Source organism: Mesonia sediminis, from assembly GCF_042684705.1.
GTDB classification, from domain to species: domain Bacteria; phylum Bacteroidota; class Bacteroidia; order Flavobacteriales; family Flavobacteriaceae; genus Mesonia; species Mesonia sediminis.
In genome coordinates this window covers 55,956-70,442 of record NZ_JBHULZ010000023.1, presented here as the reverse complement: position 1 = coordinate 70,442, position 14,487 = coordinate 55,956, and the positions used below count along the sequence as shown (strand labels likewise).

The window sequence follows — 14,487 nt, the reverse complement described above, 5'->3', positions numbered from 1 at the left end:
ATTCCAAAAAATTAAGGAATTCGCAAAACAAGGCAAATTTACATGTTTTTTTTTAATTATTGGTTAATTCCTTCCAAGTCTAATAAAAATGCATAGTCTTCGGCTAGCTCTTTTAGACTTTCAAATCGACCTGAAGCACCGCCGTGCCCTGTATCCATATTGGTGTTTAAAAATAATTTGGTCGCATTACGTTTATGGGTTCTTAACTTAGCAACCCATTTAGCGGGTTCCCAATATTGCACCTGAGAATCATGGTAACCCGTAGTGATCAACATATGCGGATAGTCCTGTTCTTTCACATTATCATAGGGCGAATAGTTTTTCATATAATCATAATACTCCTTTTTATTAGGATTTCCCCACTCATCATACTCGCCAGTTGTTAATGGTATACTATCATCGAGCATTGAGGTTAACACATCTACAAAGGGTACCGCTGCAATAATACCGTGATACAATTTTGGAGCCATATTGGCCACCCCACCCATTAACATACCTCCTGCCGATCCGCCGTAAGCATAAAGGTGTTTTTCTGAAGTGTATCGATTGGCGATTAAGTGTTTTGAAACCGAAATAAAATCGGTAAAGGTGTTCATTTTATGAAGCAGCTTACCATTTTCGTACCAATTACGCCCCATATACTCCCCGCCTCTAACATGGGCGATAGCATATACAAAACCACGATCTAATAAGCTTAAACGATTACTAGAAAAATAAGGGTCTGTGGTATGTCCATAACTTCCGTAAGCATATTGAAGTAATGGTGCACTGCCATCCCTTTTTAATCCTTTTTTATAAACTAAAGATATCGGAATTTTAGTCTCGTCATCGGCAGTGGCCCAAATACGTTCTTCTATATAATTATCTTTATTAAAACTTTTATCTAACACAGCTTGCTCTTTCATTAAAGTAGTTGTTTTTGCTTGCATATTAAAATCAAAAACAGCCGCTGGTGAGGTCAAACTCGAATAACTATAACGAAGTACAGGGGTGTCAAAGTCAGGATTTGCTCCAGTATTTGCTGTGTAGGTTTCTCCTTTTAAGGGCACATAAAAATCTTCCTGCTCGTCCCATCGCATCACTCTCAATTTGTTTAATCCTTGAAAACGCTCTGTCACCACTAAGTAATCTTTAAAAATATCTACATCTTCAAGCAAAACTTCTTCACGATGAGCAATAACTTCTTCCCAATAATCGTAACCTGTTTGTGTAATGGGTGTACGCATTAATTTAAAATTGTACGCCTCATCTTTATTGGTTAACAAATAAAAATGATCTCCAAAATGAGCCAAACCATATTCTACACCCCGTTTTCTTGGTGCGAATAGTTTAAATGAATCATTAGGGGTATCGGCATTTAAAATACGATACTCATCGCTTAAAGTACTGCTACTCCCAATAATCAGATAGGCTTGTGATTTTGTTTTATAAATATAGGTGTTAAAAGTTTCATCGTCTTCTTGATAAACCAAAGCATCGTTATTTGGCGATGTACCCAATTTATGCTTAAAAATCTGGTTTGAGCGTAAAGTTTGCTCATCTTTTCGGGTATAGTAAAGGGTTTTGTTGTCGTTGGCCCAAATTGATCCTCCTGTGGTAGATTCTATATGGCTAGGATACACCTCACCAGAAACTAAGTCTTTAACGTACAAGGTGTATTTACGTCGGCTTACGGTATCTACTCCATAAGCCACCAAATTGTTATTCGGACTAACATTTATGCCAGTTAAATGAAAATAACTATTCCCTTTTGCCATTTCATTGCAATTAAACAGCACTTCTTCATCTGCATCTAACTCGCCTAGCTTACGACAATAAATAGGGTAATCACCTCCCTTCTCAAAGCGAACATAATACCAATATCCATTTTTTTTATACGGCACAGAAGCATCATCCTCTTTAATACGCGATTTCATTTCCTGAAATAACTTTTCTTGAAACGCTGAAGTATGCTCAGTTTGCGTTTTATAGTACTCATTTTCAGCTTCAAGATAAGCTAACACATCTGGATGATCACGTTCATTCATCCAAAAATAATTATCAACACGTTCGTGCCCGTGAATACTTAGTGTTTTAGCTATCTGTTTCGCTCGTGGCGGATTTATTTTCGTAGAGATCATATGCTATTTTTTAAACGCCGCAAATTTAAACTATCCCACGTATTTTATTAAATTCTTAATCATATTATTAGGTTAAATTTATTAATTTGCACCACATAAAAAAAGTAAGTTATGTTTGGAGATATGATGAATAAACTGCAGGAAACGCAGAAAAAAGTTGAAGAGACCAAGGAGCGTCTTAAAAATGTTAGTTTACAAGAGTCTACTACAGATGATTTGTTAAAGATAACCATCTCTGCAGCTAGAGAAATTAAACAAATCGAAATTGCTGATGAATTACTTGAAGACAAGGAGCAATTAGAAGATTATCTTATTCTTACGCTTAACAAGGCAATTCAAAAAGCAAACGATATGCACGAGGCCGAGATTGCTTCAGTAGCCAAACAAGGTATGCCTAATATTCCAGGAATGGATATGTTCAAATAATAAACTAGAAAACAAAAAAAGAGGCGCTTAACGCCTCTTTTTAGTATTAAACCCTTGTGTTCAAACTTTCGAGTTCTTGCAGGACAAACTCGTGCATCTCTTGTGTATAATCCAGATGCGTTACCAAACGGAGTTTACCCTGGCCCATAGCACTAAGCCCAATTTCTTTTTCTCTCATAGCTTGCAAAAAAGTTTGTTCAGGCATCGAGTTTTTTAGGTAAAAGATAACAATATTGGTTTCTACCGGTTCAACTTTAGCTACATAGTTAGCTTTTGACAGCAAAGCACCCAATTCTTTTGCGCGCCTATGGTCTTCTGCAAGTCGAGCTACGTGATAGTCTAAAGCATAAGTTCCTGCAGCCGCCATATAACCTACCTGGCGCATACCTCCACCTAGAACTTTACGTACTCGAATAGCATTTTTCATCCACTTTTCATCGCCAACCAAAACCGAACCCATAGGCGCACCTAATCCTTTTGACAGACAAATTGAAATGGTGTCGAACAACTTCCCGTACTCGTTTGGCTGTTGACCAGTGGCTATCAAGGCATTAAACAAGCGAGCGCCATCTAAGTGTAAACCTAATTGATGTTGATCGCAAACTTTTCTAATTTTTTTTATTTCATCTAGATCATAGCAGGCACCTCCCCCTTTATTGGTAGTGTTTTCAAGACAGACCAAAGTGCTAAGTGGACTGTGATAAAAATCGGGTGGATTTATGCTTTCTTCTACTTGCTTGGCAGTGATCATTCCGCGATTGCCATCTATTAATTTACACGAAACTCCACTATTAAAAGCAACCCCTCCTCCTTCATAATTAAAAACATGGGCCCATTTATCACAAATAAGCTGTTCACCAGGTTGGGTATGTAATTTTATTGCGGCTTGATTGGCCATAGTGCCACTAGGAAAAAATAGAGCAGAATCTTTACCAAAAAGTGCCGCCACTTTTTCTTCTAACTCATTTACGCTGTAATCTTCTTTATATACATCGTCTCCCACCCGAGCATTAAGCATGTGTTCTAACATATTCGGCGTTGGTCGAGTAACTGTATCGCTTTTTAAATCTATTCGCATCGCTATTTTTAGTTAAAAGTAAGAATTGTGGTGAAAACATTTTTAAAAAGCTTGGTAAATTTTAAATTTGAAAAAAAAATAAATCCGTAAAGTCATGCAAATTACCCAAGACAACATAAAAGAACTCAATACACGTGTAACTGCCTTAAACCAATATCTTTGACTTAGATGCCAAAAGAATTGAAATAAGCAACCAAGAAGAAAAAACCTTTGCACCAGATTTTTGGGATAAGCCTCAAGAAGCACAAAAGGTGGTTCGGGCTTTAAATCAAGAAAAAAAATGGGTGCAAGATTTCGAAGAAATTAAAGAATTAACCGAAGAGTTAGAAATTTTATTTGAGTTTTATAAAGAAGGAGAAGCAAATCAAGATGAGTTGATTAAAAAATATGAATTGTGTCTTGATAAAATTGAAACTCTTGAGTTTAAAAATATGCTTTCTGATGAGGGAGATGATCTCACCGCTGTATTACAAATAACAGCAGGAGCGGGCGGAACAGAGAGTTGCGACTGGGCATCAATGCTTATGCGGATGTATATTATGTGGGCAGAAAAGCACGGATACAAAATTAAAGAACTCAACCTTCAAGATGGCGATGTAGCCGGAATTAAAACCGTTACTCTAGAAATTGAAGGCGACTTCGCCTTTGGCTGGCTCAAGGGTGAGAATGGTGTACATCGTTTAGTTCGTATTTCTCCTTTTGATAGTAATGCGAAAAGACATACTTCTTTTGCATCGGTTTACGTTTACCCGTTGGTCGATGATTCTATTGAAATTACTATTAATCCCGCCGATATTGAAATTACAACAGCGCGCTCTAGTGGAGCAGGCGGACAAAATGTTAATAAGGTAGAAACCAAGGTGCAGCTGGTTCATCACCCCACGGGAATACAGATAAGTTGCTCAGAAACACGATCGCAACACGATAACCGTGAAAGAGCAATGCAAATGCTGAAATCACAATTGTATGAGCTTGAGCTACAAAAACAGTTAGAGCAAAGAGAAGATATTGAGGCTAGCAAGAAAAAAATTGAATGGGGTTCGCAGATTCGTAATTATGTAATGCACCCTTACAAACTGGTGAAAGATGTGCGAACGGGAGAGGAAACCGGAAATGTTGATGCGGTGATGAACGGTGACCTAGATGCCTTTCTAAAAGCATATCTTATGCTTATGGGGCAAAAAGAGGAATTGTAATAAAGCAAAATTCTTATTATATTTCCCTATACCAGTCTTATTAATTTATAAAAAAAATAAAATGATTAAAATTTACCATAACCCAAGATGCAGTAAATCTCGAGAAGGCTTGGCCATTTTGCAAGAGTCTGGTCAAGATTTTCAAATTGTAAAATACCTAAATCAACCTCTTCGCGAAGAAGAAATTAAAGATCTTTTGAAAGCCCTAGGTTGTGATCCTATCGACCTAGTACGAACGAACGAAAAAATATGGAAAGAAGAATTTAAAGGTAAAGAATTAAGTAAAGATCAAATTATCAAAGCAATGCATGATAACCCGAAACTAATTCAACGACCAATTGTTATGCAAAAAGACAAAGCGATAATTGCCAGACCACCAGAAAAAATAAAAGAATTTTTATAATTGTTTTAGTAAATTTTATGGACAAAACTTGTTAGCTTTAAGCGTTTAATATTTAAAATGTTTATGATGAAAAAGTATGCATTTTTTCTATTTTTCGGTTTATTAAGTCTTGGCTTACAAGCCCAGCATCACCTTTTATTAATGGAGGCTACTCCTAAAATTAAAAAAAAAGCCGATGCTGAATCTAAAAAAATTGCTAAGCTTTTAGCTTTAGGTCCCGATGAACGCCTAATGGTTCGCAATGCTTTAATGGTACACGAAGTACAGAAGCAAAAAATTGAAAAAACTACTTGGAGTCCCGCACGAAAAAAAGCCATGTATGATAGAATTGACGCAACCCTCACTGGCGAATTTGCCAATATTCTCACTCGATATCAATTTAATTTTTTCATGCGCTATCAAGAAGATCAACGCCAAAAACTCCGCCAACAGCAAGAAGTTGAAAATGACGATAAAATAAGAACCCAGGGACAAATGAATAAACTTTGACCAATGGAATTAACGGAGTTTTAACGAGCTAAGCGCCTGTATTTTATTAAATTACCATAAAAATTTAAATTATGAAAAGTATTATTAGCTTATTATTAATCGGGTTTTTGGCATTTAATATGCAAGCGCAGCAAGTATTGGCAAGTGAAGTAACACCACAAATTGAGCAACAAGTTGAAAAGGAAGTACAAATCTTGAAAAACAAATTGGCGCTAACCGGGAAACAAGAAAGCCTCATAACTTTAAAACTTAAAAATTTTGGAGTTAGAGAACAAGAAATTATTAAGAGTTCAATTAGTCTAGAAGAAAAGAAAAAAGCCATATTGGCTTTAAAACAAAATGAAGTACTCGAAATGCGTAATATTCTAACCGATGCTCAGTACAACCAATATGTATCAATGATATTAGAAAAAAATAAAAAGTAAATTACTTAAATAGTTCATTTGCAAAATCATAAAGCCACTTCGAGTGGCTTTATGATTTTTTTATGAAAGTATAATTAAACCTTTCAATGCTTAAAAGGTCTTACACACATAAACAAAACAATAAACAGCTAATTGTAACTTCATGAAACTTCAAAAAAAATTACTAACCTTATTTGCTATAATAGCTTGTAGCTTAGGTTATGCACAAAAAAATTATCAGATTTCAGGAAAGGTAGTCGATAAGGATGCCGGGATACCACTAGAATATGCTACTATTACTCTTAAAGATACAAAAGGGAACCTACCCCCCCAAGGTGGTGTAACCGATTATGATGGTAATTTTAAGTTTGAGGTTAAAGAAGGTACTTATGATATAGTGGTTGAGTATATTTCTTTTGAACCTAAAAAGTACAACAACCGTACAATTAATAAAGATACAAAAATGGGAACGGTAAGTTTAGGTCTTAAATCAGACTCGCTCGATGAGGTAGTGGTTCGCGCCGAAACTACCCAAGTAGATATTCGGTTAGATAAAAAAATATATAATATTGGTAAAGATTTAACGACGCAGGGCGCCACAGTTAGTGATGCTTTAAATAACGTTCCTTCTGTATCTGTAGATGTTGAAGGCGGTATAAGCTTACGCGGAAATGAAAACGTTCGAATTTTAATTAATGGGAAGCCATCGGCTATGGCAGGTTTTGGAAATACCGATGTTTTTCAGCAACTACCTGCAGATGCGATTGAGCGTGTTGAGGTAATTACAAGCCCCTCTGCCCGCTACGATGCCGAAGGAAGTGCCGGTATTTTAAATATTATTTTGAAGAAAGAAAAAACCCTAGGTTTTAATGGATCAATCACAGCAAACGTAGGCTATCCAACAAACAGTAACTTATCGGCCAACGTAAACCTAAGAACCGATAAGTTTAATGTATTTAACACCACAGGGGTTTACTATAGAGAATCACCAGGAAACGCCAACTTTAACAACCGTTATTTTGGTGATGATGTAAGCGTAGATAATACCTTAGAAGACAGAGAATATGACCGTAGAAGAAAAGGGATCAATACCAATATTGGTATGGAATATTTTCTTACCGAAAGTTCATCTATAACTGGTAGCGCTTTTATGCGTTGGGGCGACGACAAAGACATTAGCACCAATAAAACTTCACGATTTTTCGAAAACAATTTAGTGAATAGAACCGAACGAAAAGAAATTGAAAAGGAAGAAGATGCTAGTTACCAATTCTCATTAAATTATCAGAATAAATTTGATGATAAGGGCCATAAATTAACCGCCGATTTTCAATATTCTTTTGACAATGAAGATAAACCTACAAGTATTATAGAAAATATCTTAGAACCCAATGAAGATATTCTAGACCAAGAGAGAATCTTTGAAAACGAAAAACAAAATCAATTCTTAGCTCAAGTAGACTATGTTCTTCCTATGGGGGAAGCGCAATTTGAAGCGGGTTACCGAGGAACTTTTGAAAACACCGATACAGATTATAATTTAGAGCGTTATAACTTTGATACCAATCAATACGAAATTGACAAAGGATTAACCAACTTATTCAAATATACCGAGAATGTAAACGCCATTTACACACAATACGGAAATAAATTTGGTGACTTTTCATTCCTGCTAGGCTTGCGTTTGGAGCATACCTTATTAAAAGGAGAAGTTTTTTCTGAGTTTGGCGACGAACAAGCCTTAGAAGAAGCGTTAGGAATAAACGTAGATACCAATTTTGAAAAAGATTATTTAGAGTTATTCCCCACCATTAATCTTATTTATGAATTAGGGGAAAATGAAAACATATCTTTAGGTTATAACCGTAGGATTAACAGACCGCGCGGTTGGTTTATCAACCCCTTCCCTTCTCGTTCTAGTAGAACCAATATTTTTCAAGGTAATCCAGATTTAGATCCAGCTTTTTCAGATGCCTTTGATTTAGGTTACCTTAAGCAATGGGATAAACTTACATTAACTTCCTCTGTATATTACCAACGCGAAACTGGAGCATTCAACAGAATTCAGGAAGAAACAGGCGAAACTACTCAAGACGGAGTAAAAATTATTCGAACGCTACCTATTAACCTATCAACCGAACAACGTTTTGGTGGAGAGTTAGGTGTAATATACAATCCAGAAAGATGGTTGCGAGTAAACGGAAGTTTTAATCTATTTGCATCTGATACAAAAGGAGATTTTAATGGTGTAAATTATGATGCCAAAAATACCAGCTGGTTTGCGCGTTTTAGCTCTAAAGTTACCTTACCTGCAAATATAGAATGGCAAACTACAGGATTTTATTTTGGGCCTAGAGAAACAGCAATTATCGACACCGATGGTATCTTTAGTTTAAATATGGCCTTTAGTAAAGAAATCATTAAAGACAAAGCTACACTTTCTTTAAATGTTAGCGATTTACTCAATAGTCGAAAAAGAAGATCTTTTACCAATACTCAAGAAAATAGTTTAGATACAAATTATTTCACGTCTGATTCCGAATTTCAATGGAGAGAAAGACAAATCACCTTAGGTTTAATTTACCGATTCAATCAGCCTAAAAACGGTCGCAGAAACGGTCAACGTAACCAAGGTGGAATGGATATGGACGAGGAAGGCGGATTTTAAGCTTCCAATTTTCTGAAAAACACAAAACCCCTTAGCAAAACTAAGGGGTTTATTATTTACATTGGTTATTCACCACCTACCATAAAAAAAGCTTGTCTCTTAAAAAGACAAGCTCATTGATATAAAATAAAGATTTTTAGAGCGATTTACTCCTCAATCATTTCTCTGTTTTTTCTTGCTTCTTTTTTCTCTTTAAAACGCTCTAGAAGAGAACCTCCTATCCAATAAGGCACTACAAAAGTTAATAAAAATAGCATTAACCAAAAACCGATTAAACCAATAACCGCAAACGCTAAAAAACCTAACCACTGGTCGAATTCGAACATCATAATTTCTAAATTTCAAGAATTTTTTCAAAGATACATATAATTACAAATTATTTCCAACAAAAAGTTAAAAAATAAATAGACCTGCTAATTTTGGCATCAACCCAAATATAGTAGGTTTGATTATCCACAAAATGAGTCTAATTATATTGAGCAAAGCAGGTTCATTTATAAAAGTTCAAGCATTCTACAAAACTTTGTCTGTTTGTCAAGCTTTAAGGCTTTATTTAAAAAATAAGGGTAAATCAAGTCTGAATTGATTAAATTTGTGCTGCAAAATTCAAAATACTTCCAAATGAAATACAGAATCGAAAAAGACACGATGGGCGAAGTGCAAGTACCCGCAGATAAACTTTGGGGAGCACAAACAGAGCGCTCAAGAAATAATTTTAAAATTGGCGCACCTGCATCAATGCCATTAGAAATTATATATGGTTTTGCTTATCTAAAAAAAGCCGCTGCCTACACCAACGCAGAAGCTGGTGTTTTATCAGAAGAAAAAAGAGATTTAATAGCTCAAGTATGTGATGAAATTTTAGCAGGAAAACACGACAATCAATTCCCTTTAGTTATTTGGCAAACCGGATCGGGAACGCAAAGCAACATGAATGTAAACGAGGTAATTGCTAATAGAGCACATCAATTGGCCGGTAAAACTATAGGTGAAGGGGAGAAAACACTGCAGCCAAACGATGATGTTAACAAATCTCAATCTTCGAATGACACCTTCCCCACAGGGATGCATATTGCGGCTTATAAAAAAATTATAGAGGTAACCCTACCGGGCATCAAACAACTACGCGACACTTTAAATGCAAAAGCAGAAGAGTTTAAAAAAGTTGTAAAGATTGGTAGAACGCATTTTATGGATGCTACACCCCTAACATTAGGGCAAGAATTTAGCGGTTACGTTTCTCAACTGGACCATGGTTTAAAAGCATTGAATAATAGCCTGCCACATTTAGGTGAATTAGCTTTAGGTGGTACTGCGGTTGGTACCGGATTAAATACGCCTAAAAACTATGCTGAAAAGGTGGCTCAATACATCGCCGATTTTACCGAATTACCGTTTACTTCGGCTGAAAATAAATTTGAAGCCTTAGCAGCCCACGATGCATTCGTAGAAACACACGGTGCATTAAGACAATTGGCCGTTTCATTAAACAAAATTGGCAACGATATTAGAATGTTAGCTTCGGGACCTCGAAGTGGAATTGGCGAGATCAATATTCCAGCAAATGAGCCAGGTTCTTCAATCATGCCAGGCAAAGTAAACCCTACCCAATGTGAGGCGTTAACAATGGTATGTTCTCAAGTAATTGGTAACGATGTGGCAATGAGTGTTGGCGGTATGCAAGGTCAATTTGAGCTTAATGTCTTTAAACCAGTAATGGCAGCGAACTTGTTGCAAAGCGCTCAATTATTGGGAGATGCTTGTGTATCTTTTGAAGAACATTGCATTAGTGGCATCACGCCAAACCAAGCAAGAATAGATGAGCTATTACAAAATAGCTTAATGCTGGTAACAGCCCTTAATACAAAAATTGGTTACTATAAAGCTGCAGAAATTGCCAATACCGCCCACAAAAATGGCACAACACTTAAAGAAGAAGCCATTAATTTAGGATATACCACAGCCGAAGAGTTTGACGCTTGGGTAAAACCGGAAGATATGGTAGGGGAAATATAATCCAATAGTGAGCAGGACTTTTTCACTTTTTGAAAAAACATTTATTAGCTAAACTAATAAAAAAAACCGCTGAGATTTTCAGCGGTTTTTTTATTAAATTTAAGTATTTGAGACATATTTAAGTCCAACAATGGAAAGCACTAGCGTACTAATAAAAAAGATACGCCAAAAATCTATAGGCTCTTTAAAGTAAAAAATTCCTACGAGCACGGTTCCGACAGCCCCTATGCCTGTCCAAACCGCATAGGCAGTACCAATTGGTAATTCTTGTGTTGCTTTTATTAATAATAGCATGCTTAAACACAAGCAAATAATAAAACTACCATACCAATATACGGCTTCATTGCCAGTGCTTTGTTGAGCCTTGCCTAAAGACGAAGCAAAACCAACCTCAAACAAACCACCTAAAATTAAATAAACCCAACTCACCTTTTGATATTATTTTTTATAGAACTTCTTATATTTTCGATAAGCAAAATGACCCAAAATGAGCCAAGCCACGAAAGTACCAATTATAAATTGATAACTAATGATTTGATCTCCGGAAGCATAAGAATGTAATCCTGTAAGATAAAAATTAACACCAAAATAAGTCATTAAAATAGAACCGAACGCGAGTATAGCCACCCAGTTAAATATAAATCTACCGCGCAAACCAGGAACCAAGCGCATATGTATTACAAAGGCGTAAACCATAATACTTATCAAAGCCCAAGTCTCTTTAGGGTCCCAACCCCAATATCTTCCCCAGCTTTCATTGGCCCATTGACCACCTAAAAAGTTACCTATGGTCAATAATACTAATCCTACGGTTAATGCTAACTCATTAATAATCGTTATTTCTTCTATATTAATACCTAATTTCTTGCGGTTCTTATCGTTGGTAAAAATCATAAGCAAGAGTGCTACCAAACCTAAAATCATTCCCAAGGTAAATGGACCGTAACTAGCAACAATTACTGCCACGTGAATCATCAACCAATATGAATCTAAAACTGGTTGCAAATTAGCTATACTTGGATCTAACCAGTTTAAATGGGCGACCATTAAAATCATTGCAGTAACAAAAGTCGTTGAAGCGGTAGTTAAATCGCTCTTTCGGCCCCAAGCCAAGCCAAAAAACATGGTTGCCCAAGCTACATAAATTATACTCTCATAAGCATCAGACCACGGAGCATGGCCCGAAACGTACCAACGAGCTATTAAGCCAGCGGTATGAAGCAAAAACAATAAAACAATTACAACTTTTGATACGGTTATGAGTACTGGTAAAGCCTTATGCTTTTTGAAAATTGCAATTACCACAAATAGGAACATCGCCATACCTGCAATCATATACATCCAGAACAAGTTCCTAAAAACATCATATTTATTATAAAGCACCTCGGCTTTAATTTTATTTTCAGAGGGTAATACCTCTGATCCGTATTTTTTCTGAAACCCTACTAAACTCTCTAAAACTTCATTAGCTTTGGAGTAATCTTTGGTTTTCTTAGCCACTTGAATGGTTTGCATATAAAGGGGCAATATATTGGTAACATACAAGCTATCTACCCCAGTAAACATGCCTTCACCTTTAATAGCCTCTGGGTAAGAAACCCATTTATTATTTTCTGCATTGGGTATCGGAAAAATACGTAATATTCTACCTTCTAAGGCACTATATAATAAGTTTACTTTTTCATCGGCAGCGATGTAATCTTTTTGAAATTGGTTTTTAACGCTAGCGCGATAGGCTTCTTCTAAAAAAGGAGCTAATTTATAGTTACCTCTTGCATCAAAAAATTGTGCTAAACGTACATGAGAGGCGCCTTCTTCTATTCCTATTACGTGATGCAAGCTATCGTTTTTGGCTTTTATGGCTATTAGAGGAACATTATACCATAAAGCTGGGTTCTCGGTCATGGAGAAAAACACTTGATCTGGATTTAGACCTTCATAATTGTTGCTTTTACTGAGTTTCCTAAGCAATTCTGAAGAAAAAGTGTTTACAGGTTTCATCCTACCACCCGCATCCTGAATTACTAAATGCCCGAATTTATCTGCGTGCTCTTTAGAAACTTGTGTAGCTTTTAAGATAGAGTCAATTCGCTTTTTAGGCATCATAGCTTCTAACATATCCATATGGCTATGCTCTTCGTTGGGCGGTGTAGCCTCAGCAGCTGCTTGTGCTATACTATCTAAATCTGCCTCGTGGTGCGTATGATTTTCTTGTGCCCATGAGGTTAAACCAAATAGCAAAGCGATTATGGTTATTTTAGCCTTTTTGGCTTTTAACTTCTCTAATCTTTTAGTTAACTCTCCAAAACGAGATCCTGGTTCAAACAATAAAATCATCATGGCTAAATAAAGCAGGAAGTAACCGATATAGGTAATCCAAGTTCCCCACCAATCATGGTTCACTGACAAGATGGTACCTTTTTCATCTGGATTAAATGAAGCTTGGAAAAAGCGATACCCTTCATAGTCGAGCACATGGTTCATATAAATATCATAATCAAATCTTTCGTCCTCACCTATCACTTCTACCTTACTTTTAAAAGAAGCATAACTAGGAGTTGGATTATCCTCAGTACCCGGATGTTTTTCAGCAATAAAATCATTCAGCTTAAGCGAAAAAGGCAACTGATATTCTTTGCTTCCGTAACGCAAATAAACCTCTAAATCACCAATTTCTAGTTTTTTATAATCGTTCAGGTAACCCTTACCCCCTAATAACTTAATCTCTTTGGTTTCACCTTGGGTACTTACATTTAAAACCACACCATCTTGTTGGTTATCTACTCTTTTTTCTGAGGCTTTAACATCATACTTTCCTTTTACCATGGGATCTGGAAATACAAACTGCATTCCCGCCATCTGGTATAATGAACGCATCATAAGCGGCTGTACAGAATCTACTACAACTTTTCCTTGCTTCTGGTCGGCCATACGCATATAAGTCCCCTCAAAAGGAGTTGAGATGCTTTGTTGTTGATCATTGATAATGATGTTAATGGCTCCGTCGGTAGGCTTATTCAACGTAAAAAGTACATTATGAATTGAGGTAATTTCGCCCTCTTCTAAATAATGATCGTGTCGATCGCCACCTCCAGCTTCAACTATTTTTAAGTAATTCTTACCATTTTCATCCTCAATGAGCCCTTCTTCGGCACCGTGAATGAAATCTGTCACTGCAAACTCAATATGCTGACCTTTAAAATCGGTACTCAATGTTTGCTTATTATCTACCTTCGGGGCTAAAGTCAAAGGTAAATTAACGGTTCGTCTAAGATGTTCTCCTTCCACCTCACCATCTACTAAGACAGAAAGATAGGTTTTTTCAGATAACATTATATTACTTGTCTCGCCTTCACGAATGGGCATTACACCTTCATAACCAATATACCTTGTTACCCCGGCTCCAATTATTATCAAAATAAAAGAGAGGTGTAGCAGTAGCGTATTTAATTTTTCTTTTCGTAGCAAGCGATAACGCTTAATATTACCGATAAAATTCAAGGCAAAAATCAGCATCATAGCTTCAAACCACCAAGCGTTGTAAATCCAAGCTCGAGCTGTAGCAGTAGAATATGAATTTTCAACAAAAGTACCTACAGCCATGGCTACAGAAAATGCGATAAAGAGGAAGGCCATTGTACGTGTAGAAAAAAGAATTTTGGCCAGTTTATTTTGCATAGCAGTCAT

Annotated in this window: 12 protein-coding genes; 7 read left to right on the top strand and 5 right to left on the bottom strand. The window is 36.3% G+C overall.

The features are described from left to right. Positions 1-56 precede the first annotated feature (56 nt). The gene (locus ACFSQ0_RS03565) at positions 57-2,120 is read right to left on the bottom strand and encodes a S9 family peptidase (RefSeq protein ID WP_379044219.1); all 2,064 of its coding nucleotides are present in this window, start codon (positions 2,118-2,120) and stop codon (positions 57-59) included. Positions 2,121-2,231: 111 nt separating this feature from the next. On the opposite strand from ACFSQ0_RS03565, the gene ACFSQ0_RS03560 reads away from it, so the two are divergent. Further along, complete coding sequence (locus ACFSQ0_RS03560; RefSeq protein WP_379044217.1) at positions 2,232-2,546, top strand: YbaB/EbfC family nucleoid-associated protein; 315 nt, start codon at positions 2,232-2,234, stop codon at positions 2,544-2,546. A 46-nt stretch (positions 2,547-2,592) separates the two neighbouring features. On the opposite strand, the gene ACFSQ0_RS03555 is transcribed toward ACFSQ0_RS03560, so the two are convergent. Next, positions 2,593-3,624: a threonine aldolase family protein gene (locus ACFSQ0_RS03555; protein ID WP_379044214.1), complete on the bottom strand. Its 1,032-nt coding sequence runs from the start codon at positions 3,622-3,624 to the stop codon at positions 2,593-2,595. A gap of 94 nt (positions 3,625-3,718) precedes the next feature. Between ACFSQ0_RS03555 and prfB the strand changes: the two genes are divergently transcribed. The 5 genes from prfB to ACFSQ0_RS03530 all read left to right on the top strand — a co-directional run bounded on the left by prfB (position 3,719) and on the right by ACFSQ0_RS03530 (position 8,784). Then, positions 3,719-4,820, top strand: a protein-coding gene (gene prfB / locus ACFSQ0_RS03550) for a peptide chain release factor 2 (protein ID WP_379044211.1) whose coding sequence is annotated in 2 segments (ribosomal slippage) — positions 3,719-3,784 and positions 3,786-4,820 — 1,101 coding nt in all. Because the reading frame shifts where the segments join, the coding sequence is not laid out codon by codon here. Positions 4,821-4,881: 61 nt separating this feature from the next. Next, on the top strand, positions 4,882-5,223 hold the full coding sequence (arsC, locus tag ACFSQ0_RS03545; RefSeq protein ID WP_379044208.1) for an arsenate reductase (glutaredoxin): 342 nt from the start codon (positions 4,882-4,884) through the stop codon (positions 5,221-5,223). Between the two features lie 63 nt (positions 5,224-5,286). Further along, positions 5,287-5,712, top strand: coding sequence for a hypothetical protein (locus ACFSQ0_RS03540; RefSeq protein ID WP_379044205.1), 426 nt, complete (start codon positions 5,287-5,289; stop codon positions 5,710-5,712). A 71-nt stretch (positions 5,713-5,783) separates the two neighbouring features. Then, entirely contained in the window at positions 5,784-6,137 is a 354-nt protein-coding gene (locus ACFSQ0_RS03535) for a hypothetical protein (protein WP_379044202.1), read from the top strand. 142 nt (positions 6,138-6,279) lie between these two features. Continuing rightward, positions 6,280-8,784, top strand: coding sequence for a TonB-dependent receptor domain-containing protein (locus ACFSQ0_RS03530; protein WP_379044199.1), 2,505 nt, complete (start codon positions 6,280-6,282; stop codon positions 8,782-8,784). A 146-nt stretch (positions 8,785-8,930) separates the two neighbouring features. Here ACFSQ0_RS03530 and ACFSQ0_RS03525 read toward each other — a convergent pair whose 3' ends face one another. Then, on the bottom strand, positions 8,931-9,110 hold the full coding sequence (locus tag ACFSQ0_RS03525; protein ID WP_147862718.1) for a hypothetical protein: 180 nt from the start codon (positions 9,108-9,110) through the stop codon (positions 8,931-8,933). 295 nt (positions 9,111-9,405) lie between these two features. On the opposite strand from ACFSQ0_RS03525, the gene fumC reads away from it, so the two are divergent. Further along, entirely contained in the window at positions 9,406-10,800 is a 1,395-nt protein-coding gene (gene fumC, locus ACFSQ0_RS03520; protein WP_379044196.1) for a class II fumarate hydratase, read from the top strand. A 99-nt stretch (positions 10,801-10,899) separates the two neighbouring features. On the opposite strand, the gene ACFSQ0_RS03515 is transcribed toward fumC, so the two are convergent. Beyond that, positions 10,900-11,229, bottom strand: coding sequence for a DMT family transporter (locus ACFSQ0_RS03515; protein ID WP_379044193.1), 330 nt, complete (start codon positions 11,227-11,229; stop codon positions 10,900-10,902). A 9-nt stretch (positions 11,230-11,238) separates the two neighbouring features. Then, the gene (ccsA, locus tag ACFSQ0_RS03510) at positions 11,239-14,478 is read right to left on the bottom strand and encodes a cytochrome c biogenesis protein CcsA (protein WP_379044190.1); all 3,240 of its coding nucleotides are present in this window, start codon (positions 14,476-14,478) and stop codon (positions 11,239-11,241) included. Positions 14,479-14,487: the final 9 nt, after the last annotated feature.